The organism is Enterobacter cloacae complex sp. 309I3 (assembly GCF_050031595.1).
GTDB lineage: Bacteria > Pseudomonadota > Gammaproteobacteria > Enterobacterales > Enterobacteriaceae > Enterobacter > Enterobacter cloacae.
This window is the reverse complement of sequence record NZ_JBLGWI010000001.1, coordinates 880,880-904,569: the sequence shown is the minus strand read 5'-3', so window position 1 is coordinate 904,569 and position 23,690 is coordinate 880,880. Positions and strand designations below refer to the sequence as shown.

Below are 23,690 nucleotides of genomic sequence, written 5' to 3'. Positions count from 1 at the left end.
CACCTTTTCAGGTTCACTCTGAAGTTTTCTTGTGTTCGCAGTAAAAGATGGTGGAGCTATGCGGGATCGAACCGCAGACCTCCTGCGTGCAAAGCAGGCGCTCTCCCAGCTGAGCTATAGCCCCATCGTTTGCAAACCTCTGTACCGGTAATTTTTCCTGAGACAAGGCGTGGTAACGCGACGCATACATCAGTATGTGAGCGTTGCCGCAACGCAGTATCAGGGAAAATTTGGTAGGCCTGAGTGGACTTGAACCACCGACCTCACCCTTATCAGGGGTGCGCTCTAACCACCTGAGCTACAAGCCTGTAGAGGTTTTTACTGCTGTTTTTCATCAGACAATCTGTGTGAGCACTGCAAAGGCAGGTTCTTTAAGGTAAGGAGGTGATCCAACCGCAGGTTCCCCTACGGTTACCTTGTTACGACTTCACCCCAGTCATGAATCACAAAGTGGTAAGCGCCCTCCCGAAGGTTAAGCTACCTACTTCTTTTGCAACCCACTCCCATGGTGTGACGGGCGGTGTGTACAAGGCCCGGGAACGTATTCACCGTAGCATTCTGATCTACGATTACTAGCGATTCCGACTTCATGGAGTCGAGTTGCAGACTCCAATCCGGACTACGACGCACTTTATGAGGTCCGCTTGCTCTCGCGAGGTCGCTTCTCTTTGTATGCGCCATTGTAGCACGTGTGTAGCCCTGGTCGTAAGGGCCATGATGACTTGACGTCATCCCCACCTTCCTCCAGTTTATCACTGGCAGTCTCCTTTGAGTTCCCGGCCTAACCGCTGGCAACAAAGGATAAGGGTTGCGCTCGTTGCGGGACTTAACCCAACATTTCACAACACGAGCTGACGACAGCCATGCAGCACCTGTCTCACAGTTCCCGAAGGCACCAATCCATCTCTGGAAAGTTCTGTGGATGTCAAGACCAGGTAAGGTTCTTCGCGTTGCATCGAATTAAACCACATGCTCCACCGCTTGTGCGGGCCCCCGTCAATTCATTTGAGTTTTAACCTTGCGGCCGTACTCCCCAGGCGGTCGATTTAACGCGTTAGCTCCGGAAGCCACGCCTCAAGGGCACAACCTCCAAATCGACATCGTTTACGGCGTGGACTACCAGGGTATCTAATCCTGTTTGCTCCCCACGCTTTCGCACCTGAGCGTCAGTCTTTGTCCAGGGGGCCGCCTTCGCCACCGGTATTCCTCCAGATCTCTACGCATTTCACCGCTACACCTGGAATTCTACCCCCCTCTACAAGACTCCAGCCTGCCAGTTTCGAATGCAGTTCCCAGGTTGAGCCCGGGGATTTCACATCCGACTTGACAGACCGCCTGCGTGCGCTTTACGCCCAGTAATTCCGATTAACGCTTGCACCCTCCGTATTACCGCGGCTGCTGGCACGGAGTTAGCCGGTGCTTCTTCTGCGGGTAACGTCAATTGCTGCGGTTATTAACCACAACACCTTCCTCCCCGCTGAAAGTACTTTACAACCCGAAGGCCTTCTTCATACACGCGGCATGGCTGCATCAGGCTTGCGCCCATTGTGCAATATTCCCCACTGCTGCCTCCCGTAGGAGTCTGGACCGTGTCTCAGTTCCAGTGTGGCTGGTCATCCTCTCAGACCAGCTAGGGATCGTCGCCTAGGTGAGCCGTTACCCCACCTACTAGCTAATCCCATCTGGGCACATCTGATGGCAAGAGGCCCGAAGGTCCCCCTCTTTGGTCTTGCGACGTTATGCGGTATTAGCTACCGTTTCCAGTAGTTATCCCCCTCCATCAGGCAGTTTCCCAGACATTACTCACCCGTCCGCCACTCGTCACCCGAGAGCAAGCTCTCTGTGCTACCGTTCGACTTGCATGTGTTAGGCCTGCCGCCAGCGTTCAATCTGAGCCATGATCAAACTCTTCAATTTAAAAGTTTGATGCTCAATGAATTAAACTTCGTAATGAATTACGTGTTCACTCGTTGAGACTTGGTATTCATTTTTTCGTCCGAGGACGTTAAGAATCCATGTCACTTTGAGTGCCCACACAGATTGTCTGATAAATTGTTAAAGAGCAGTTGCGACGCGCTTCAGCGCTCTGTCGCGAGGTGGCGTATATTACGCTTTCCTCTTTCAGAGTCAACCCTGAATTTCAGGATTTTTTCTCTTCAACCGACCGGGTTGTTTGTGAAGTGATTCACATCCGCCGTGTCGATGGAGGCGCATTATAGGGGGCCTCCGGGGAATGACAAGCGGAAATATGCATTTTTATTTCAACCGCTCATCTTTTCGCCAAAAAGCCTATTTTTGGTGCTTTTTGATCGCTTCAGGCAGATCGGCCAGGCTATTAATCACCCAATCCGCTGCAGTCTCTGCTTCTGGCGTCACGGGTTTGCCGGTGCGAACTAATACTTTGGTACCCACACCCGCCGCGGTTGCCGCCTGCATATCTTCCATTTTATCGCCCACCATATAAGAAGCGGCCATATCAATATGCAGAAATTCCTGCGCCGAGATAAACATCCCCGGGTGCGGCTTACGGCAATCACAGGTCTGGCGATACTCTTCTACCGTTCCCTGCGGGTGATGAGGACAATAATAGATGCCATCAAGATCAACACCGCGGTCGGCAAGAGACCAGTCCATCCATTCCGTCAGCGTTTCGAATTGCGCTTCGGTAAATTTGCCACGCGCGATACCAGACTGGTTGGTGACAACCACCAGCGCATAGCCCATCTCTTTTAGCTGGCGCATGGCATCGATAACGCCTTCGATAAATTCGAACTCGTCAATCTCGTGAACATAACCGTGATCCACATTAATAGTGCCATCACGATCGAGAAAAATTGCGGGTACTGATTTTGCCACCGGTTTGCTCCTGAAAAAGGCGTGTTCAGCTAGTATCTCATGAATCGCAGCGCAATAAAGTGCTCATCGCACAGAGTTGGATTGATTTAGACGTCTGGATGCCTTAACATCCGTTTTGTTTACGGGCATCACCCGTATCTGGCAGACGAAAATGCCACGGCTAACTTACATACGATAAAAATAATCTAATGATTAAACTTTCCAATATCACCAAAGTGTTCCAGCAGGGGAACCGAACCATTCAGGCGCTGAACAATGTCAGCCTGCATGTTCCTGCTGGTCAGATTTATGGCGTCATTGGCGCATCGGGTGCAGGTAAAAGTACACTGATCCGTTGTGTTAACCTGCTTGAGCGCCCAACCCAGGGCAGCGTAGAAGTTGGCGGACAAGAACTGACCGCGCTCTCAGAAAAAGAACTGACCAAAGCGCGTCGCCAGATTGGCATGATTTTCCAGCACTTTAACCTGCTGGCGTCACGCACGGTGTTCGGCAACGTCGCCTTACCGCTGGAGCTCGACAACACGCCTAAAGATGAGGTTAAGCGTCGCGTAACCGAGCTGCTGGATCTCGTGGGTCTGGGTGATAAACATGATAGCTACCCGGCTAATCTGTCTGGCGGACAAAAACAGCGTGTAGCCATTGCCCGTGCGCTGGCAAGCAATCCCAAAGTGCTGCTGTGCGATGAAGCCACCAGCGCATTAGACCCGGCCACCACCCGTTCTATTCTGGAACTGCTGAAAGACATTAACCGTCGTCTCGGCCTGACGATCCTCCTTATTACGCACGAGATGGATGTCGTAAAACGCATCTGTGACTGTGTTGCCGTGATCAGCAACGGTGAACTGATTGAGCAGGACACGGTAAGTGAAGTGTTTTCACATCCTAAGACCCCGCTGGCGCAGCAATTTATTCAGTCCACACTGCATCTGGATATTCCGGAAGATTATCTGGAGCGTTTGAAAACCGAACCCACGACGAACAGCGTCCCGATGCTGCGAATGGAGTTCACCGGTCAGTCCGTTGATGCCCCGCTGCTTTCCGAAACCGCGCGCCGCTTCAATGTGAACAACAACATCATCAGCGCGCAGATGGATTACGCCGGCGGCGTGAAGTTCGGCATCATGCTGACGGAAATGCACGGCACACAAGAAGAAACCCAGGCGGCAATTGCCTGGCTGCAAGAACATCACGTAAAAATAGAGGTACTGGGTTATGTCTGAGCCGATGATGTGGCTGCTGGTTCGCGGCGTTTGGGAAACGCTGGCAATGACCTTTGTATCCGGTTTCTTTGGTTTTGTGATTGGCCTGCCGGTCGGCGTACTGCTGTACGTGACGCGTCCGGGTCAAATCATTGAGAACGCGAAGTTGTACCGTACGCTCTCTGCGCTGGTCAATATCTTCCGTTCTATCCCGTTTATTATTCTGCTGGTATGGATGATTCCATTCACCCGCGTGATTGTCGGCACCTCTATTGGTCTGCAGGCGGCCATTGTTCCCCTGACGGTCGGCGCCGCGCCGTTTATCGCGCGTATGGTGGAAAACGCCCTGCTTGAAATTCCAACCGGGTTGATCGAAGCTTCCCGCGCAATGGGCGCCACACCGATGCAGATCGTGCGCAAGGTTCTGCTGCCGGAAGCACTGCCAGGCCTGGTGAATGCGGCAACCATTACGCTTATCACCCTGGTCGGTTATTCCGCGATGGGCGGTGCCGTTGGCGCTGGCGGTTTAGGCCAGATTGGTTACCAGTACGGCTATATTGGTTATAACGCTACCGTAATGAATACCGTTCTGGTATTGCTGGTTGTACTGGTTTATCTCATCCAGTTCTCTGGCGATCGCATCGTCCGGGCTGTTACGCACAAATAACGTTACACACAACACAAACTCGACGAGTTAAGGATAAAAACATGGCGTTTAAATTAAAGACCTTTGCTGCAGCAGGCGCGCTGATCGGCTCTCTGGCACTGGTGGGTTGTGGTCAGGACGAAAAAGATCCAAACCACATTAAAGTGGGCGTTATCGTGGGTGCAGAACAGCAGGTTGCTGAAACCGCTCAGAAAGTGGCAAAAGAGAAGTATGGCCTTGATGTTGAGCTGGTGACCTTCAACGATTACGTTCTGCCGAACGAAGCGCTGAGCAAAGGCGATATTGACGCCAACGCCTTCCAGCACAAACCGTACCTGGATCAGCAGATTAAGGATCGCGGCTACAAACTGGTTGCGGTGGGTAACACCTTCGTTTACCCAATCGCGGGCTACTCCAAGAAGATTAAATCGCTGGACGAATTGCAGCCAGGCTCTCAGGTTGCTGTGCCAAACGATCCAACTAACCTGGGCCGCTCCCTGCTGCTGCTGCAGAAAGTGGGCCTGATTAAACTGAAAGACGGCGTTGGCCTGCTGCCGACCGTTCTCGACGTGACCGAGAACCCGAAAAATCTGAAAATTGTTGAGCTGGAAGCGCCGCAGCTGCCACGCTCTCTGGACGATGCGCAGATCGCCCTGGCTGTTATCAACACTACCTACGCCAGCCAGATTGGCCTGACCCCGGCAAAAGACGGCATCTTTGTTGAAGACAAAGATTCCCCGTACGTTAACCTGATCGTGACCCGTGAAGACAACAAAGACGCGGAAAACGTGAAGAAATTCGTTCAGGCTTATCAGTCTGAAGAAGTTTACCAGGAAGCCAACAAAGTGTTTAACGGCGGCGCGGTTAAAGGCTGGTAATCTTACCTCAGTGTAATATCATCAAGACGGGCTTCTGCCCGTCTTGTCATTTGTGCAGTCAACTGATTCAATATCTGACGTTTTGATTATCCACTGAGGAATTATTATGCGTGCTTTACCGATCTGTCTTTTAGCACTGATGCTGAGCGGCTGTTCTATGCTAAGCAGATCTCCAGTTGAACCCGTTCAAAGCACTGCAACCCCGCCAAAAGCAGAGCCCGTTAAACCTAAAGCGCCTCGCCCTGCGCCGGTTCGTATCATTACCAAAGCCGACGAACTTGTGGGCAAGCCTTTCCGTGAGCTCGGTGAGGTGAGCGGTGAATCCTGTCAGGCTACCAATCAGGACTCCCCACCCAACATTCCGACAGCCCGTAAACGTATGCAGATCAACGCGGCCAAAATGAAAGCTAACGCGGTACTGTTGCACAGCTGTGAAGTCACCAGCGGGACACCAGGCTGCTATCGTCAGGCGGTGTGTATTGGTTCGGCGCTGACCATTTCGGCGAAATGAGTGCCTTTCATTTCGAACAGATAGGCGTTATCCGCTCTCCTTACAAAGAGAAGTTTGCCGTGCCACGCCAGCCGGGTCTGGTCACCAGCGGCAGCGGTGAACTTCACTTGATTGCGCCCTATAATCAGGCAGATGCGGTGCGCGGGCTTGAGGCATTCAGCCATTTATGGGTTGTTTTTGTGTTTCACCAGACGATGGACGGTGGCTGGCGTCCTACGGTGCGCCCTCCTCGTCTGGGCGGAAATGCCCGGATGGGGGTATTCGCGACCCGCTCAACCTTTCGTCCAAACCCGATCGGCATGTCGCTGGTTGAACTGAAAGGAATACGCTGTCAGAAAGATCAGGTGATACTGGAGTTAGGCAGCCTTGACCTGGTTGATGGCACCCCGGTTATCGACATTAAACCCTATCTGCCTTTTGCCGAAGCGTTGCCAGATGCCCGGGCCAGCTACGCCCAGCAAGCACCGCAGGCGGATATGCCTGTTCACTTTACGCCAGAACTGCTTACGCAACTTAGCCAACTGGAAAAGCGCTATCCCCGTTTGCGGGACTTTATCGTAGACGTTCTGGCGCAGGATCCGCGTCCAGCCTACCGTAAAGAAGAGGAAGCCGGGAAAACCTACGCCGTCTGGCTGCTGGATTTTAATGTCCGCTGGCGCGTGACAGAGACCGGTTTTGAAGTGTTTGCCCTGGAACCCAGGTAATTTTCTTCTCCTCTCTTTTGGCATCTTTGCCACACTGGTAAACTAAACCACTTTTTTTGTGTCAGGCTGGCGTTTCAGCCTGTTCCAATCGTCGAAATGGAACCGTAACAACATGCGTACTAGCCAATATCTGCTCTCCACACTGAAGGAGACACCTGCCGACGCCGAAGTCATCAGCCACCAGCTGATGCTGCGCGCCGGGATGATCCGCAAGCTGGCCTCCGGGTTGTACACCTGGCTGCCGACCGGCGTGCGCGTCCTGAAAAAAGTCGAAAACATCGTGCGTGAAGAGATGAATAACGCCGGTGCTATCGAGGTGTCCATGCCCGTGGTTCAGCCCGCTGACCTGTGGCAGGAGAGCGGCCGTTGGGAGCAATATGGCCCTGAACTGCTGCGCTTCGTTGACCGTGGCGAGCGTCCGTTCGTCCTCGGCCCGACGCATGAAGAAGTGATCACCGATCTGATTCGCAATGAGCTGAGCTCTTACAAACAGCTGCCGCTGAACTTCTTCCAGATCCAGACCAAGTTCCGTGACGAAGTTCGCCCACGTTTCGGCGTTATGCGTTCTCGCGAATTCCTGATGAAAGATGCTTACTCTTTCCATACTTCTCAGGAATCTCTGCAAGAGACCTACGACAAAATGTACGAGGCTTACAGCAAAATCTTCTCCCGCATGGGTCTGGATTTCCGTGCTGTGCAGGCCGATACCGGCTCTATCGGTGGTAGCGCGTCCCATGAGTTCCAGGTTCTGGCGCAGAGCGGTGAAGACGATGTGATCTTCTCTGACTCCTCTGACTACGCGGCAAACATTGAATTTGCTGAAGCACTGGCACCAAAAGAACCACGCGGCGCGGCAACCCAGGAAATGACGCTGGTTGACACGCCAAATGCCAAAACCATTGCCGAGCTGGTTGAGCAGTTTGCGCTGCCGATCGAAAAAACCGTTAAAACGCTGCTGGTGAAATCCACTGAAGGCAGTGCATATCCGCTGGTTGCCCTGCTGGTACGTGGTGATCACGAGCTGAACGAAGTGAAAGCTGAGAAGCTGCCACAGGTTGCCAGCCCACTGACCTTCGCAACGGAAGCAGAAATCCGCGCCGTCGTAAACGCAGGCCCAGGCTCTCTGGGTCCGGTGAATATGACTGTGCCTGTTGTGATTGACCGCACGGTTGCGGCGATGAGCGACTTCGCTGCAGGCGCTAATATTGATGGTAAACACTACTTTGGCATCAACTGGGATCGCGATGTGGCAACGCCAGAAGTGGCGGATATCCGCAACGTTGTTGCAGGCGATCCAAGCCCGGATGGCCAGGGCACCCTGATGATTAAACGCGGCATCGAAGTGGGGCATATCTTCCAGCTGGGCGATAAATATTCCCGTGCGCTGAACGCTGCCGTTCAGGGTGAAGATGGCCGTAACCAGATCCTGACCATGGGTTGCTACGGTATCGGGGTCACGCGCGTGGTGGCTGCGGCGATTGAGCAGAACTACGACGAGCGTGGCATTGTCTGGCCGGATAACATCGCGCCGTTCCAGGTGGCGATCCTGCCAATGAACATGCACAAGTCTTACCGTGTGCAGGAGCTGGCTGAGAAACTGTACGCAGAGCTGCGCGCGCAGGGTATCGAAGTGCTGATGGACGACCGTAAAGAACGTCCGGGCGTGATGTTTGCTGATATGGAACTGATTGGTATTCCTCATACCATCGTTATCGGTGACCGTAACCTCGACAGCGACGAGATTGAATATAAATACCGTCGTAGCGGCGAAAAACAGATGATTAAGACCGGTGATATCCTTGATTACCTGGTAAAAGCCATCAAAGGTTAAATAAAAAAACCCCGCTCAGGCGGGGTTTTTTCATGGCGCAAAGCCAGCGTTATTTACTGTTACAGTCTTTGCCTGCCGCGAACTTCGCGTATTTATCTGCCACAAGGGTTTTCACCAACTCGCCGCTATCCGGGTTTGGCTCCAGCGTAAAGTGACCGTCGACCGTCAATAATACCGGCTTACTGTCATTTCCGCGTGCGACCGCATAATCCCGTTCCAGCTGGGCATTGTTCGCCACGCTTACTTTCTTACCCGTTGCGCAATCTGTAAAGATGGCCGCATCAGCCATATAGAAATACATGCCCCGCATCGGCATCGGCGTGGCCGGCAGCGCCGCTTTCACCGGAGCCAGCGTGTAGTTGAACTGGGATTCAATCGGGTTGCCTTCACGGTCGAGCATCTCCATCCCCTCGCCTTTGGCGCGGAAATACGTTTTCTCGCCGCTCGTATCGGTCAACACCAGCTTCTCGGCCGTGCGTGCCCATGTTCCGTAAGTCGCAAAAGAGGAGGGTTCTTTCGCGCCCTGATACCGCTGATTCATGACCCACGTACCGTCTTTTTGCAGGAACAGCGACGTCTCAATACCTTCACAGTCGGCACAAGGCAGTACGCCGCGCCAGCTCTGCTGCATTGGCTTTAACTCTTCATTCTGCGTGGGCTGCAGGACCTGCGTTTCCGAACGGTTGTTACATCCGAAAAGCGCAAAGAGCGTACTCACTGCCAACGCTGACCATAATGCTTTTTTCACAATGAATTCCTTATGAAATAGTGTTCCTTTTCGTCAATCCAAAGGGCGACGAACTTTACCGCGTAGTGCTTTCACTGTGGATTTCTGAGCCTTTGACGACAACCGACGCTCTTTCGATGCGCGGGTTGGCCGCGTTGCCCGACGGCTTTTTTGCACCGCAGTTAATTCTTTTATCACCGCCACCAGTCTGGCAATTGCCGCTTCCCGGTTTAACTCCTGGCTACGGTACTCCTGCGCCTTGATCACAATGACACCGTCGCTGGTGATCAGATGATGGCTGGCAGCGAGCAGACTTTCCTTATAATACTCTGGCAGGCTTGAGGCCCGAATGTCAAAGCGCAAATGGATAGCGGTTGAAGCCTTGTTAACGTGCTGTCCCCCCGCCCCCTGCGCACGGATGGCGGTGATCTCCAGCTCATTGTCCGGGATGCTGACGTTTCGGGACAACACGATCATGAAGCAGGCTGCCACGCCGTCAGATGAATTTCCAGATTATTCTGAGAGTCAGAAAGCCAGATTGCGCCGTCCTGGATCGTCGCCTGCAGAGTCATCGTCCGGCTGGCAAATTCGCTCAGCTGCGCCAGTTGTTCATCATCCAGATACCAGACTGTGAGGTTTGTAAACTGACCGCACTTGCTCTTGTTTTGCTGCCACCAGATTTCCGCAGCGCGTTGGTTGTACGCGAATAGCGCCACTTCCGCAGACTGGGTACACGCCTTTTTAAGGCGGCGCTCATCTGGCAGACCAAGTTCAATCCATAAATCGATACCCAGATGATCGTTACGCAGCCAGGCTTCCGGCTCGTCTTCTGCGCTTAAGCCACGGGTGAACTGCAGACGCTCGTCGGCATATTTAATCCACGCCAGCAGGCGCAGCATCATGCGCTCCTGGGTTTCAGAGGGGTGACGCGCCAGCGTCAGTGACGCATCCAGAAACTGGTTGCGGTCAAGGTCAGCCACATTGACCACCGCTTTATAAATTGTCGCTTTCAGCGCCATGGGAGAACTCCTTTCGAATCAGGCGCACATTGTAGCGAAAACAGCGGCAAAAGGCTGTTACGCCGTGATGAATACGGCGCCATCAAGGCTCTGATATTGCTTAAATGAGTATGGTATAGTCACCTTGCTAAACCGAGTTTATCTTCGTAGGCTTAATGATATCTCACAGTAAGTCAGTGCGCTGGCGGGAGGGGATGTGAATAATTATTGTGAGCTAATTCGCAAACGGTATGCGGAAATCGCCAGCGGAGATCTGGGATATGTCCCGGATGCGTTGGGCTGTGTATTGAAAGTGCTTAATGAAGTGGCCTCTGATGAGAGCCTTTCAGAATCGGTCAGGGAAAAAGCAGCGTATGCTGCGGCGAATTTACTGGTGAGCGATTATGTCGATGAATGATACTTATCAACCCATCAATTGTGATGACTATGACAACCTCGAACTCGCCTGCCAGCATCATTTAATACTGACGCTGGAGTTAAAAGATGGCGAAGTGTTGAAGGCGAAAGCCAGCGACCTGGTTTCACGTAAGAATGTGGAATATCTGATAGTGGAAGACGCCGGTGCGACGCGTGAGCTACGCCTGGACAAAATTGCCAGCTTCAGCCACCCGCAAATCGGCACCGTCGTGGTGAGCGAATCCTGATGACACTAACGGGCAGCCTGGCTGCCCGTTACGTTTTCCACTCCAGACTCACGCCCGATTCTGCCCAGCCCTCTTCTGTAATGAATACCCCTGCCGCCGCAATCAGTGTTTCACCGTAAAAAAGTAACGGCGTGGTATCGCGCAACCAGGGCGGCACATTGCACTCCTGCCAGATTTTTTTGAGCTTCCTTCCACCGTTACGTCCGACAATGTGCAGCATACCGCTGGCCTTAAAGCGCACGGTGACCGGTTCTTCGGCTTTCGGTAAACGCACATGGCCTGGCGTCTCCAGAGACAAGCTTCCCATATCCCAGGGCAACAGCAGCGGTTTCGCAGGCGATGGCCAGCCGAGCACCACATCTGCAAGCGAGGGGGTCGATTTCACCCACCACAGCTGGCCTTTATAGCGCCTGACGTCAAAACCGTTCAGGTGCACGCACGGCGTTGCATCCTCCCGCGCCTGGGCGACTTCGTCCCAGATACGTCCCAGCATGGCACGCGATGGCATCGTTGCACGGTGAGAGGCCAGCCAACGGCGCAGCAGCGCGGCCCGACGAACCGGACTCATCGCCTCCAGCGGTGCGATCGCCAACGCCCCGTTTACCGAAATCAGTTCAGCCAGTTCTTCACTCAGCAGTTCATCCAGCAGGCTCTCCTGTTCGGCACACAGCAGGGCGCTTCGTGCTGTTGCGTCTGCAAAGTGCGGCCAGCGTGCGGTCAGTAACGGCAAAACACGCAGACGCAGGAAATTACGATCGTAGCCATCGTCCTGATTGCTCTCATCTTCAATCCAGCTCAGCTGATATTGCTGCGCCCAGGCTTCCAGCGATGCGCGCGACTCGCCAAGCAGCGGACGCAATAATTGCGTCCCGGCAAAATCAGAGCGTTCAGGCATGGCGGAGAGCCCCGCCGGGCCACTTCCCCGTTTTAACGCCAGCAAAAAGGTTTCGCATTGGTCGTCAAGGTGCTGTGCCGTGACCAGCGCTTCGCCGGGCTGTAATGCCGCGGTAAACGCGGCATAGCGCGCTTTACGCGCGTGCGCTTCAATACCGAGCCCCTCATCTCTGAGCACTACCCGTTTAATCTCAAGCGGGATCGCCCATGCGGAACACACCGCTTCACAATGCGCAACCCAGACGTCGGCATGAGGACTCAGCCCATGATGGATATGCATCGCCCGGAGCTGAACGTCAGGTTGCTGATCGCGCCAGAGCTTGAGGCGATGGAGCAACACCGTAGAATCCAGGCCACCGCTAAATCCCACCAGCAGCTGGCGGTACGGTGAAACGGCTTGCGCAATAGCAGGTAGGGTCATAGAGAATTACACATAAAAAATGCCCGAACAGAGCGGGCATTATCACACAGGATGGCGCTTACTGCTGGTAAAGCTCCAGCGGAAGACCGTCCGGATCGTTGAAAAAAGTAAAACGCTTGTCGGTAAACGGATCGACACGAATCGCTTCGCACTTCACGCCATGCTCTTCAAGATGTTTTACCGCACGGTCAAGATCATCCACGCTAAAAGCCAGATGGCGCAGGCCGCAGGCTTCCGGACGGGACGGACGCGCAGGCGGGAAAGGAAAAGAGAACAGTTCAATGACATACTGCCCGTTTAACGCCAGATCGCCTTTCCAGGAGTCGCGCTCCACACGATAGGCCTCGCTTAACAGCGTAAAGCCCAGAATGTCGCAATAAAAGGCCTTACTTTTGACGTAATCGGTGGCAATGATCGCAATATGATGAACCTGTTTTAAACCCAGCATAGCTTCTCCTTTTTATGATGCCTGAACGTTACAACCGAAAACCCGCCCCTGGCAAGCAGCCACCTTTATTTTAGGACTCGCACCCAGTAAACCCCATTTTCATCACGTTTCGCACCGTGGATATCCGTCTCGAAGCCCGGATAGTGACGCCCGATAGAACAGAGCATCAGCAGAAAATCGAGCACCGCACGGCTCTCTTCGGTGATCATCTCTCCCGGCATCAGCAGCGGTACGCCCGGCGGATAAGGCAGGATCATATTGGCCGAGACGCGTCCCACCAGATTTTCCAGCTCAACGGTTTCTACCTCCCCTTTTACCTGTCGCTGCCAGGCTTTGTGCGGCGTCAGTTTCATCTCAGGCAAGACGTCAAACGCCTGCAGCATCAGGCGCGGCAGATCGTGCTGGCGGATCAGTTTGTGGATCCCCTGGGCCAGATCCTGTATACGCATATTGCGATAAAAATCAGGATCCTCCGCATAGAGATCCGGCAGCATGTTCTTCACGCGCAGGTTCAGATCATACGCACGCTTAAACTCCATCAGCCCACGTAGCAGACCCATCGCGCGGGTTTTATCAATCCCAATGCTGAACAGGAACAACAGGTTATACGGTCCGGTTTTCTCCACCACCACGCCGCGCTCATCAAGGAATTTCGCCACCAGCGCGGCCGGAATGCCTTCGTCGCTCATGTTGCCCTGTTCATCCATGCCCGGCGTCAGGATGGTCACTTTTACCGGGTCGAGGAACATGTGGTCGGCATCGGCATCACGGAAGCCGTGCCACTCTTCACCCGGCGCAACTGGCCAGCACTCCGCCTCGTCAATCTCTTCCGGCTGCCAGATATCAAAGAACCAGCCCTCAGCCTCATCTTTTAACCGCTGAACCTCTTTGCGGAAATGCAGCGCGCGCTCTACAGAGCGATTGATAAGACGTTTACCCGGATTGCCGCGCAGCATCGCCGCAGCCGTTTCAATGGAGGCCACCAGCGGATAACTTGGTGAGGTGGTGGTGTGCATCATAAACGCTTCGTTAAACGTCTCTTCGTCGTACTCACCTTTGATATGAATAAGCGAGGCCTGGGAAAACGCTGCCAGCATTTTGTGCGTCGATTGCGTTTCGAAAAACACTTTGCCCGGCACGCGTTCGCCACTCATCCCGCTTTTACCCGCGTAGATGGGGTGAAAATTGGTATAAGGAACCCACGCGGAATCAAAGTGGATCGAGGGAACATCCAGAGTCTGTTTGATCCAGTTGGTGTTATACAGCAATCCGTCATAGGTGGAGTTGGTGATCACCGCATGGATCGGCCAGCTTGCGCCGGGGATCGCCGCCACCTTATTTTCTATGGCTGAATGGGTGAATTCACGTCGCGGAATTCCCCCCAGGATCCCCAGCGCGTTACGCGTGGGTGACAGCCAGAGCGGTACGACATCGCTCATCATCAGCAGATGCGCCAGCGACTTATGGCAGTTACGGTCGATGAGTAACGTACTTCCGGCCGGGGCGGCATACATGCCGACGATTTTGTTTGACGTCGACGTACCGTTGGTCACCATATAGCTCTGCTCGGCCCCAAAGGTGCGGGCGATGTACTCTTCGGCTTCCAGATGTGGACCGGTGTGATCCAGCAATGAGCCAAGCTCGGTAACCGAAATCGACACATCCGCTTTCAGGGTGTTACCGCCGAAGAAATCATAAAACAGACAGCCAACCGGGCTTTTTTGATAAGCCGTCCCCGCCATATGACCAGGCGTGCAAAAGGTGTACTTCCCTTCCTTCACATAGGTAAACAGCGCCCGGGTAAACGGCGGCGTGATGTTATCCAGATACTCGCCGGTATATTGCTGAATGCGGGCCGCAATATCTTCGGCCACGCCGAGTGAGTATTCGAAAAACCACAGCGCCATCCGCATATCCTGTGCACTGACGTCCATGGTCGAGTGGGTATTGATAAACGCATACAGCGGGAGATATTCATTCAGCTTGTTGATATCGCTGCACAGCTCCAGGTCGTACTCATCCCAGTCGAAGATCACGCCACAGATCCGCGGGTTGTGCTCAATGAACTTCAGCAGGTCAGCGCTGTTGTGCGGCCAGATCAGCTGATAGCCACGTGACTGCAGGGCCTGCTCCAGCTCCTTGATAGGCTCATCTTTATAAAAGACGCCGTGTGGCCCCATAATGGCAATAATATTCACGGGCTTCCTCCTTAAAAAACATTAGCTAAGCATAGCCAGGGTAAACCGCAGGTATAAAAAAAGCCGCAACAGTGTGCGGCTTTTCAGATAATTGTGAAGCTTACGCGTAACCGTAGGTCATCAGACGCTGGTAACGACGATTGAGCAGGTCTTCTTTGCTCAGCACATCCAGGTCCGCCAGATCGGCCAGCAGCTGCGCTTTCAGGGAAGCGGCCATCACTTCCGGCTTACGATGCGCACCACCCAGAGGCTCAGGGATGACGGTATCGATCAGCTTCAGCTCTTTCAGGCGTGGGGCAATGATGCCCATCGCTTCTGCAGCCAGAGGCGCTTTATCGGCGCTCTTCCACAGGATAGAGGCACACCCTTCCGGAGAGATAACGGAATAGGTGCTGTACTGCAGCATATTCACTTTATCGCCCACGCCAATCGCCAGCGCACCACCGGAACCACCTTCACCAATAACGGTACAGATGACAGGCACCTTCAGGCGAGACATCTCACGCAGGTTACGTGCGATGGCTTCAGACTGACCGCGCTCTTCCGCGCCCACGCCAGGGTAAGCACCCGGGGTGTCGATAAAGGTGATGATGGGCATATTGAAACGCTCAGCCATCTCCATCAGACGCAGGGCTTTACGGTAGCCTTCTGGTGCCGGCATACCAAAGTTACGACGGATCTTCTCTTTGGTTTCACGGCCTTTCTGATGGCCAATGATCATCACCGGACGTCCATCCAGACGAGCGATACCACCGACGATAGCTTTATCGTCAGCGTAAGCGCGGTCGCCTGCCAGTTCGTCAAATTCGTCAAACGCCAGGCGGACATAATCCAGGGTGTACGGACGCTGTGGGTGACGCGCCAACTGGGCGATCTGCCATGCGCCGAGATCGGCAAAGATTTTGCGCGTCAGTTCTACGCTTTTTTCGCGCAGACGATGCACTTCTTCGTCGATGTTAATATCCAGTTTTTCATCCTGACGGCTTACCGCTGTCAGAGAATCGATTTTCGCTTCCAGCTCAGCAATCGGCTGTTCGAAATCAAGGAAATTCAGACTCATAGTATTCCTGTATTAGTCAAACTCCAGTTCCACCTGCTCCGAACCAATGAGGCCACGGAGATCGTTCAGTAAACGATCGCTCGGAGAGACACGCCACGTTGCACCAAAGCGCAACCGCGCACGTGCATCCGCCCTCTGATAGTAGAGATGTACTGGAATTGTCCCCGAGCGGTGGGGTTCCAGAGACTGACGGAGTCGGTTTAAAAGCTGGTCATCAATTTGCCTGTCCGTCAGCGAGATAGCAAGCCCGCGAGCATATTTTTCCCGGGCTTCGTCAATGTCCATCACTTCGCGGGCGGTCATTTTAAGCCCCCCGCTGAAGTCATCAAAGCTGACCTGTCCGCTGACGATAAGTATGCGGTCTTTTTCCAGCAATTGCTGGTATTTGTCCAGCGCGTCGGTGAATAACATCACCTCCAGACGCCCGGAACGGTCATCCAGGGTACAGATGCCGATACGATTGCCGCGCTTGGTGACCATAACCCTTGCAGCAATCACGAGCCCCGCAGCCGTGGTGATTTTACCACGTTCTGTCGGATGCATGTCTTTCAGCCTGTAGCCTCCGACATAGCGCTCAATTTCTTTGATGTACTGGTTGATCGGGTGCCCCGTCAGGTACAAGCCTAACGTTTCACGCTCACCATCCAGCACCACCTGTTCTGGCCACGGCAGACAGCTGGCGTAAGACTGCTCGATCTGCTCTGGCTCTTCCGCCAGCACGCCGAACATGTCCGCCTGGCCAATGGCTTCCGCTTTTGCGTGCTGATCCGCGGCTTTCAGCGCGTCGCCAAGCGAGTTCATCAGCGCGGCGCGGTGCGGCCCCAGCCTGTCGAACGCACCGGACATGATCAGTTTTTCCAGCACGCGGCGGTTCAGTTTTTTGGTATCGGTGCGGGCGCACAGATCAAACAGCTCGCGGAAATAACCACCGTTATTACGCGCTTCGATGATCGCCTCGATCGGCCCTTCACCTACGCCTTTGATTGCGCCGATCCCGTACACGATCTCCCCGTCGTCGTTAACGTGGAAATGGTAAAGACCCGAGTTAATGTCCGGCGGCAGGATCTTCAGTCCCATGCGCCAGCACTCATCCACCAGGCCAACCACCTTCTCGGTGTTATCCATATCGGCGGTCATTACCGCCGCCATAAATTCAGCGGGATAGTGCGCCTTCAGCCACAGGGTTTGATACGACACCAAAGCATAGGCGGCAGAGTGCGATTTGTTAAATCCGTACCCGGCGAATTTCTCCACCAGGTCGAAGATTTTCATTGCCAGTTCGCCGTCAATGCCGTTTTTCTTCGCGCCATCTTCAAAAATAGAGCGCTGCTTGGCCATCTCCTCCGGCTTTTTCTTACCCATTGCACGACGCAGCATATCCGCGCCGCCGAGGGTATAGCCGGAGAGCACCTGAGCAATCTGCATGACCTGTTCCTGATACAGGATGATGCCGTAGGTTGGCTCCAGTACCGGCTTCAGGCTTTCGTGCTGCCACTGAACGTCCGGGTAGGAAATCTCTTCCCGACCATGCTTACGGTCGATAAAGTTATCTACCATCCCCGACTGCAGCGGTCCCGGACGGAACAGCGCCACCAGTGCGATCATATCTTCGAAGCAGTCAGGCTGCAGACGTTTAATCAGATCTTTCATGCCGCGGGATTCAAGCTGGAAGACCGCGGTGGTCTCCGAGCGCTGCAGCATGTCGAAACTTTTCTTGTCATCCAGCGGGATGGCCGCGATATCCAGCGGCGGCTCGCCGTTCTTCTCGCGGCGGGCGTTGATCATCTCCAGCGCCCAGTTGATGATGGTAAGCGTACGCAGACCGAGGAAGTCGAACTTCACCAGCCCGGCGTATTCAACGTCGTTCTTATCAAACTGGGTAACCGGGTGCTGCCCCGCTTCGTCACAATAGAGCGGCGCAAAGTCGGTAATTTTGGTCGGGGCGATAACCACACCACCCGCGTGTTTACCGGCGTTACGCGTGACGCCTTCCAGCTTACGCGCCATGTCAATCAGCGCTTTGACTTCTTCGTCAGCTTCGTAGATTTCCGGCAGCTGCGGCTCGGCTTCAAACGCTTTTGCCAGCGTCATCCCCGGATCGGGCGGCACCAGCTTAGAGATACGATCGACGAAGCCGTACGGATGCCCCAGCACGCGGCCCACGTCGCGGATAACCGCTTTCGCCGCCATCGTACCGAAGGTAATGATCTGCGATACCGCGTCACGGCCATACATATCCGCCACGTGCTCAATAACCTGGTCACGTTTTTCCATACAGAAGTCGACGTCGAAGTCGGGCATGGAGACACGTTCCGGGTTAAGGAAACGTTCGAATAGCAGGTCAAATTCCAGCGGATCGAGGTCAGTGATCTTAAGCGCATAGGCCACCAGTGACCCGGCACCGGAACCACGTCCTGGACCAACCGGCACGCCGTTATCCTTCGACCACTGGATAAACTCCATTACGATCAGGAAGTAGCCCGGGAAGCCCATCTGGTTGATAACCTGAAGTTCAATATCCAGGCGCTCGTCATATTCCGGACGACGTTTTTTACGCTCTTCTTCATCCGGGAAAAGGAATTCAAGACGTTCTTCCAGACCTTCTTTGGATTTCATGACCAGGAAGTCTTCCGTGGTCATTTCCCCGGTCGGGAACTGCGGCAGGAAGTACTCACCCAAACGCACGGTAACGTTACAGCGCTTGGCGATTTCAACGCTGTTTTCCAGCGCTTCCGGGATGTCAGAGAAGAGTTCACACATCTCCTCTTCGCTGCGCATGTACTGCTGAGCAGAATAATTACGCGGGCGCTTCGGATCGTCGAGGGTGAAGCCATCATGGATCGCCACGCGAATCTCGTGAGCGTCGAAATCCCCGGCCTCAATGAAGCGTACATCGTTGGTTGCCACCACGGGCAGCCCGCGCGCTTCCGCAAGCGCGACAGCGGCATGGAGATAACTCTCTTCATCCGGGCGACCGGTGCGGATCAGCTCCAGATAATAACGATCCGGGAAGTACTCTTCATAGAATGATACGCACTGATCCACCAGCGCACTATTGCCGCGCAGCAGGCATTTGCCCACATCACCCATGCGGCCGCCGGAGATCAGCAATAACCCTTCGTTCAGCTCCGCCAGCCAGTCCCGGTCAATCCATGGCCCCAGGGCGCCGTAGCCTCGCTGGTAGGCTTTGGAGATTAGCAGGGTGAGATTCTGATAACCCGTGTTGTTCATCGCTAACACGGAAATTTGCGTCATTTCGTCGCCGAGCAGTTCGCTCTGCACATGAAAATCAGCTCCGACGATGGGTTTCATCCCCGCGCCATGCGCCGTTCCGTAGAACTTCACCAGACCACACAGGTTGGTAAAATCGGTGATCGCCAGCGCAGGCATACCCAGTGAGGCCGCCTTTTTTACCAGCGGCCCGGTTTTCGCCAGCCCATCGATCATGGAGTAGTCGCTATGCACCCGCAGGTGTACGAAACGTGGTTCAGCCATCTTCAGATTCCGCGTTACTTAATTGCTTGCGTATTGATTCAGGACACCAGTCCCAGCGCGCGTTTCACCGGGCCAAAACTGCGCCGGTGGTGCTCGGTTGCGCCATGTTCAGCCAGCTTTGCCAGGTGGAAGGCTGTAGGATACCCTTTATGCTGAGCGAAGCCATACTGAGGGTAAGTGAGATCCAGCGCGGCCATTTCAGCATCGCGAGTCACTTTGGCAATAATAGAAGCCGCACTGATTTCCGCGACCCGGCTATCCCCTTTTACTACCGCCATGGAAGGCACAGGTAATGCAGGGCAACGGTTGCCGTCAATAAGAACATACTCCGGGGCAATTTTCAGCCCCGCCACCGCACGCTGCATCGCCAGCATTGTGGCATGCAGGATGTTCAGCTCGTCAATTTCATGCGGCTCAGCACGCCCAAGGCTCCAGGCTAATGCTTTTTCCTGAATCTCATCAAATAACGCCAGTCGGCGCTTTTCTGAAAGCTTTTTGGAGTCATTCAACCCGATAATCGGACGGGCAGGATCGAGGATCACCGCCGCGGTCACGACAGCGCCCACTAACGGGCCACGGCCCACTTCGTCCACACCCGCAACAAGGTGGGTGTGAGGATAAATAAATTCCATCATCTTGCTAACTCCAGCACCGCATCAGCCGCTTGCTCATCGGCATTACAGCGGATCTGCTGATGCAGTTCGCGGAACGTATCATGCATCTGGTGGCTGGTCTTGCCGTTGGCAAGCAGCGGTAGCAGCGCATCGGCCAGCGCCTGAGGCTGACACTCGTCCTGCAGAAGCTCTTTCACCAGTTCACGCCCGGCGAGCAGGTTTGGCAGCGAAACGTACTCCGTCTTCACCAGGCGTTTGGCCAGCCAGAAGGTGAACGGTTTCATGCGATAGCCTACCACCATCGGACATTTCGCCAGCATGCACTCCAGGGCTGCCGTACCGGAGGCCAGCAGCGCGGCATCGCTCGCGACCATCGCCTCACGGCCTTTTCCATCCAGCAGATGGATGTGAAGATCCGGTGCAACCTCGGCTTTGATACGCTCAAACTGCTCCCGGCGCTTGGCGTTCACCAGCGGCACAACCACTTCGAGATCGGGATAGGTATCGCGCAGAATTTGCGCGGTTTTCAGGAAGTCCGCGCTAAGCATCTCTACTTCTGCGCCACGGCTACCCGGCAGAAGAGCCAGACAGTGCGCATCGTGAGGGATCCCCAGCACGTCACGCGCTGCGTTTTTATCCGGATCCAGCGGCATCGCATCCGCCATGGTATGCCCGATAAAACGGCACGGAACGTTAAATTTGTCGTAAAACGCTTTTTCGAAAGGCAGGAAAGCCAGCACCAGATTGGTTGACCGTCCGATTTTGAAAACGCGTTTCTGTCGCCACGCCCAGACGGACGGACTGACGTAGTGAATGGTTTTAATGCCCTGCTTTTTCAGATTCCCTTCGAGGGTAATGTTGAAGTCAGGCGCATCAATACCGACAAAGACATCGGGTTTGAGCTCGGTGAAGCGGCGGGTAAGATCGGCGCGGATATGCAGCAGACGACGCAGCCGCCCCAGTACCTCAACAATGCCCATCACGGCCAGCTCTTCCATTTCGTACCAGGCTTCGCAGCCTTCAGCCTGCATTTGCGGGCCTGCAACGCCAACAAAGCGAGCATCAGGTACGCGAGCCTTAAGCGCGCGGATAAGACCGGCACCAAGAATATCGCCGGAGGTTTCTCCGGCGACCAGGGCTATCGTAAGCGGACGACTGTCGACCATTAACGAATCAGACCCCTTGTGGAACGGTCAAAGAATTCCATGAACGCGTTCACTTCAGGGTGCTTTTCCGCCAGTTCGGCAATTTCCGGCTTCGCCTCTTCCAGCGTTTTGCCGCTACGGTACAGTAACTTATACGCGTTGCGGATAGCCGTAATCGCTTCGCGACTAAAGCCACGACGCTTGAGGCCTTCGATGTTCACGCCGAATGGCGTGGCATGGTTGCCCTGCGCAATTACATACGGTGGGACGTCCTGCGCCACACCGGAGCATCCGCCGACCATCACGTGTGCACCAATGATGCAGAACTGATGGACTGCGGTCATACCGCCAATAATTGCGAAATCATCAACCGATACGTGTCCTGCCAGCGTTGCGTTGTTGGCAAGAATACAGCGGTCACCTACGGTACAGTCGTGCGCGATGTGCGCATTAACCATAAACAGGTTATCGCTGCCCACCTTCGTCAACCCACCACCCTGTACTGTTCCACGATGAATGGTGACGCTTTCGCGGATACGGTTACGATCGCCAATTTCCAGACGGGTCGACTCACCAGCATATTTTAAATCCTGGTTAACTTCGCCGATGGAGGCGAACTGATAGATCTCATTGTTGCTGCCAATGGTCGTATGACCATTCACGACAACGTGAGATTTCAGTACTGTACCCTCACCAATTTCGACATGGGGACCAACAATACAGAACGGGCCAATGTGGACATTAGCACCAATAATGGCGCCGGTTTCCACAATAGCGGTAGGATGAATAAAGGCAGATTTATCAATCACGTATCAGGACTCCCGGCTACGAGCACACATCATCGTCGCTTCGCAAACAACTTTGCCGTCAACCAGCGCTACGCCTTTAAAGCGAGTCAGGCCACGACGCGTTTTTTCAAAAGTGACTTCCATGATCATCTGATCACCAGGCACGACAGGACGCTTGAAGCGCGCTTCATCGATACCCGCGAAGTAGTACAGTTCACCCGGCTCCAGTTTGCCTACGCTTTTAAACGCAAGAATACCGGTAGCTTGTGCCATCGCTTCCAGGATCAACACACCCGGGAAGATGGGTTTACCAGGGAAGTGCCCCTGGAAGAATGGCTCGTTAACGGAGACATTTTTCACTGCGCGCAGAAAACGACCTTCTTCAAAATCCAGCACACGGTCTACCAGCAAAAACGGGTAACGGTGCGGCAGAAGTTCTAAAATCTCTTCAATATGCAGAGTATGAGTGTCGGTAGTCAAAATACTCTTCCTGTCAAAATGTACTGATTAGCAATAATAACACGGCCTGCCGGTTTAAAAGAAAGCCGACAGGCCGGGAAATTAAGCGTTAAAAAGATGAACGCTTAGTCTTGTTGATCGATCTTACGCTCAAGGGACTTGAGTCGCTTGCTCATATCATCAATATTCATCACCAGAGCTGCTGTTTTACGCCATACCTTGTTAGGTTGCAGCGGGATGCCTGAGGAATAGACGCCTGGCTCAGTGATAGGACGCATTACCATGCCCATTCCCGTCACGGTGACCTTGTCGCATATTTCCATATGACCATTGATCACGCTGGCACCGCCAATCATGCAGTAACGGCCAATTTTCAGACTGCCTGCCATGATGACGCCACCTGCAACCGCGGTATTGTCGCCAATCACAACGTTATGCGCAATCTGGCACTGATTATCGATAATAACACCGTTGCCGATAATGGTGTCGTCAAGCGCACCACGGTCAATGGTGGTGCAGGCTCCGATCTCAACGCGATCGCCAATGATAACGCGACCAAGTTGCGGGATCTTAACCCAATTACCACGATCGTTAGCGTAGCCAAAACCGTCAGAACCAATCACTGTGCTGGACTGAACGAGGCAATTTTCGCCGATTTCAACTTCGTGGTAGACGGACACATTGGCCCACAAACGGGTCCCGGCGCCGATTTTTGTGTTTTTCCCAACGAAGCAGCCCGGGCCGATGACGACGTTATCGCCCAGTACGACGCCAGACTCGATCACGGCATTTGCGCCGACTGCTACGTTGTTACCCAGCTGAGCCGTCGGATCGATTGCTGCACTGGCAGCAATGTTTTGCGCCGGCTGCGGCGTGGTATCAAGAATTTGTGCCATGCGAGCATACGTCAGGTAGGGATTTTTCACTACCAGTGCCGCACCAGTGGCAAACGGAAGATCGTCCTGCGTCAGAACAACAGCCGACGCCTGGCATTGAGCCAGATGTTCACGGTACTTCGGGCTTACCATGAAGGTAATATTGCCAGCTTTAGCAGATTGCATGGACGCAACAGCGGTGATGACGATATCGCCATCACCGTGTAATTCTGCATCCAACTGCTGAGCTAAATCAGCCAGTCGAATTGAAGGCATTA

Annotated in this window: 22 protein-coding genes, 2 tRNA genes and 1 rRNA gene; 8 read left to right on the top strand and 17 right to left on the bottom strand. The window is 54.0% G+C overall.

Translation table 11 applies throughout. The features are described 5' to 3' along the window. Positions 1 to 48: 48 nt before the first annotated feature. The 4 genes from ACQG22_RS04250 to gmhB form a co-directional block, all read right to left on the bottom strand. Positions 49 to 124, bottom strand: a tRNA-Ala gene (locus ACQG22_RS04250). Between the two features lie 107 nt (positions 125 to 231). After that, a tRNA-Ile gene (locus ACQG22_RS04245) sits at positions 232 to 308 on the bottom strand. 69 nt (positions 309 to 377) lie between these two features. Further along, positions 378 to 1,917, bottom strand: a 16S ribosomal RNA gene (locus ACQG22_RS04240). Between the two features lie 372 nt (positions 1,918 to 2,289). Continuing rightward, entirely contained in the window at positions 2,290 to 2,856 is a 567-nt protein-coding gene (gene gmhB / locus ACQG22_RS04235) for a D-glycero-beta-D-manno-heptose 1,7-bisphosphate 7-phosphatase (RefSeq protein ID WP_013095680.1), read from the bottom strand. A gap of 188 nt (positions 2,857 to 3,044) precedes the next feature. On the opposite strand from gmhB, the gene metN reads away from it, so the two are divergent. From metN to proS, 6 genes are all read left to right on the top strand, one after another. After that, positions 3,045 to 4,076, top strand: coding sequence for a methionine ABC transporter ATP-binding protein MetN (metN, locus tag ACQG22_RS04230; RefSeq protein WP_029883822.1), 1,032 nt, complete (start codon positions 3,045 to 3,047; stop codon positions 4,074 to 4,076). Beyond that, positions 4,069 to 4,722 (top strand): methionine ABC transporter permease MetI, encoded by a 654-nt coding sequence (locus tag ACQG22_RS04225; protein ID WP_003856130.1) that lies wholly within the window; start codon positions 4,069 to 4,071, stop codon positions 4,720 to 4,722. Before metN ends, ACQG22_RS04225 begins: the two co-directional genes overlap by 8 nt. Positions 4,723 to 4,763: 41 nt before the next feature. Further along, a complete protein-coding gene (metQ, locus tag ACQG22_RS04220; protein ID WP_013095678.1) occupies positions 4,764 to 5,579 on the top strand; it encodes a methionine ABC transporter substrate-binding lipoprotein MetQ in 816 nt (271 codons plus the stop codon). Positions 5,580 to 5,685: 106 nt separating this feature from the next. Next, positions 5,686 to 6,090 carry an Rcs stress response system protein RcsF gene (rcsF, locus tag ACQG22_RS04215; protein ID WP_014830728.1) on the top strand — a complete coding sequence of 135 codons (405 nt, stop codon included), beginning with the start codon at positions 5,686 to 5,688 and terminating at the stop codon, positions 6,088 to 6,090. Then, positions 6,087 to 6,794 (top strand): tRNA (N6-threonylcarbamoyladenosine(37)-N6)-methyltransferase TrmO, encoded by a 708-nt coding sequence (gene tsaA / locus ACQG22_RS04210; RefSeq protein ID WP_038418726.1) that lies wholly within the window; start codon positions 6,087 to 6,089, stop codon positions 6,792 to 6,794. The genes rcsF and tsaA overlap by 4 nt, the downstream gene beginning before the upstream one ends. Before the next feature lie 112 nt (positions 6,795 to 6,906). Next, a complete protein-coding gene (gene proS, locus ACQG22_RS04205; RefSeq protein ID WP_038418725.1) occupies positions 6,907 to 8,625 on the top strand; it encodes a proline--tRNA ligase in 1,719 nt (572 codons plus the stop codon). 49 nt (positions 8,626 to 8,674) lie between these two features. Here proS and nlpE read toward each other — a convergent pair whose 3' ends face one another. Genes nlpE through ACQG22_RS04190 form a run of 3 tightly spaced genes read right to left on the bottom strand, consistent with a single transcriptional unit; the run spans position 8,675 to position 10,371 of the window. Continuing rightward, positions 8,675 to 9,373: an envelope stress response activation lipoprotein NlpE gene (gene nlpE / locus ACQG22_RS04200; protein ID WP_062729342.1), complete on the bottom strand. Its 699-nt coding sequence runs from the start codon at positions 9,371 to 9,373 to the stop codon at positions 8,675 to 8,677. 33 nt (positions 9,374 to 9,406) lie between these two features. After that, complete coding sequence (gene arfB, locus ACQG22_RS04195) at positions 9,407 to 9,829, bottom strand: alternative ribosome rescue aminoacyl-tRNA hydrolase ArfB (RefSeq protein ID WP_020688557.1); 423 nt, start codon at positions 9,827 to 9,829, stop codon at positions 9,407 to 9,409. Continuing rightward, positions 9,826 to 10,371 (bottom strand): YaeQ family protein, encoded by a 546-nt coding sequence (locus ACQG22_RS04190; protein ID WP_369706555.1) that lies wholly within the window; start codon positions 10,369 to 10,371, stop codon positions 9,826 to 9,828. The genes arfB and ACQG22_RS04190 overlap by 4 nt, the downstream gene beginning before the upstream one ends. 196 nt (positions 10,372 to 10,567) lie before the next feature. On the opposite strand from ACQG22_RS04190, the gene ACQG22_RS04185 reads away from it, so the two are divergent. Continuing rightward, positions 10,568 to 10,768, top strand: a complete 201-nt coding sequence (locus tag ACQG22_RS04185) for a YaeP family protein (RefSeq protein ID WP_008501889.1) — start codon at positions 10,568 to 10,570, stop codon at positions 10,766 to 10,768. Then, on the top strand, positions 10,755 to 11,015 hold the full coding sequence (gene rof, locus ACQG22_RS04180) for a Rho-binding antiterminator (RefSeq protein ID WP_014830722.1): 261 nt from the start codon (positions 10,755 to 10,757) through the stop codon (positions 11,013 to 11,015). Before ACQG22_RS04185 ends, rof begins: the two co-directional genes overlap by 14 nt. A gap of 28 nt (positions 11,016 to 11,043) precedes the next feature. Here rof and tilS read toward each other — a convergent pair whose 3' ends face one another. The 10 genes from tilS to lpxD form a co-directional block, all read right to left on the bottom strand. Further along, complete coding sequence (gene tilS / locus ACQG22_RS04175) at positions 11,044 to 12,330, bottom strand: tRNA lysidine(34) synthetase TilS (protein WP_044158883.1); 1,287 nt, start codon at positions 12,328 to 12,330, stop codon at positions 11,044 to 11,046. A gap of 58 nt (positions 12,331 to 12,388) precedes the next feature. After that, positions 12,389 to 12,778 carry a VOC family protein gene (locus ACQG22_RS04170; protein WP_061771875.1) on the bottom strand — a complete coding sequence of 130 codons (390 nt, stop codon included), beginning with the start codon at positions 12,776 to 12,778 and terminating at the stop codon, positions 12,389 to 12,391. A gap of 65 nt (positions 12,779 to 12,843) precedes the next feature. Next, a complete protein-coding gene (locus tag ACQG22_RS04165) occupies positions 12,844 to 14,976 on the bottom strand; it encodes a lysine decarboxylase LdcC (protein WP_062729341.1) in 2,133 nt (710 codons plus the stop codon). Between the two features lie 100 nt (positions 14,977 to 15,076). Further along, on the bottom strand, positions 15,077 to 16,036 hold the full coding sequence (accA, locus tag ACQG22_RS04160) for an acetyl-CoA carboxylase carboxyl transferase subunit alpha (protein WP_013095666.1): 960 nt from the start codon (positions 16,034 to 16,036) through the stop codon (positions 15,077 to 15,079). A 12-nt stretch (positions 16,037 to 16,048) separates the two neighbouring features. Continuing rightward, entirely contained in the window at positions 16,049 to 19,531 is a 3,483-nt protein-coding gene (gene dnaE / locus ACQG22_RS04155; protein WP_248092186.1) for a DNA polymerase III subunit alpha, read from the bottom strand. A 38-nt stretch (positions 19,532 to 19,569) separates the two neighbouring features. After that, positions 19,570 to 20,166 carry a ribonuclease HII gene (gene rnhB / locus ACQG22_RS04150; protein ID WP_369706556.1) on the bottom strand — a complete coding sequence of 199 codons (597 nt, stop codon included), beginning with the start codon at positions 20,164 to 20,166 and terminating at the stop codon, positions 19,570 to 19,572. Next, complete coding sequence (gene lpxB / locus ACQG22_RS04145; protein WP_038981262.1) at positions 20,163 to 21,311, bottom strand: lipid-A-disaccharide synthase; 1,149 nt, start codon at positions 21,309 to 21,311, stop codon at positions 20,163 to 20,165. The genes rnhB and lpxB overlap by 4 nt, the downstream gene beginning before the upstream one ends. Further along, positions 21,311 to 22,099 (bottom strand): acyl-ACP--UDP-N-acetylglucosamine O-acyltransferase, encoded by a 789-nt coding sequence (lpxA, locus tag ACQG22_RS04140; protein ID WP_013095662.1) that lies wholly within the window; start codon positions 22,097 to 22,099, stop codon positions 21,311 to 21,313. The genes lpxB and lpxA overlap by 1 nt, the downstream gene beginning before the upstream one ends. Before the next feature lie 3 nt (positions 22,100 to 22,102). Continuing rightward, complete coding sequence (gene fabZ, locus ACQG22_RS04135; RefSeq protein WP_010426706.1) at positions 22,103 to 22,558, bottom strand: 3-hydroxyacyl-ACP dehydratase FabZ; 456 nt, start codon at positions 22,556 to 22,558, stop codon at positions 22,103 to 22,105. Positions 22,559 to 22,662: 104 nt separating this feature from the next. Further along, positions 22,663 to 23,688 (bottom strand): UDP-3-O-(3-hydroxymyristoyl)glucosamine N-acyltransferase, encoded by a 1,026-nt coding sequence (gene lpxD / locus ACQG22_RS04130; protein ID WP_013095661.1) that lies wholly within the window; start codon positions 23,686 to 23,688, stop codon positions 22,663 to 22,665. Positions 23,689 to 23,690 lie beyond the last annotated feature (2 nt).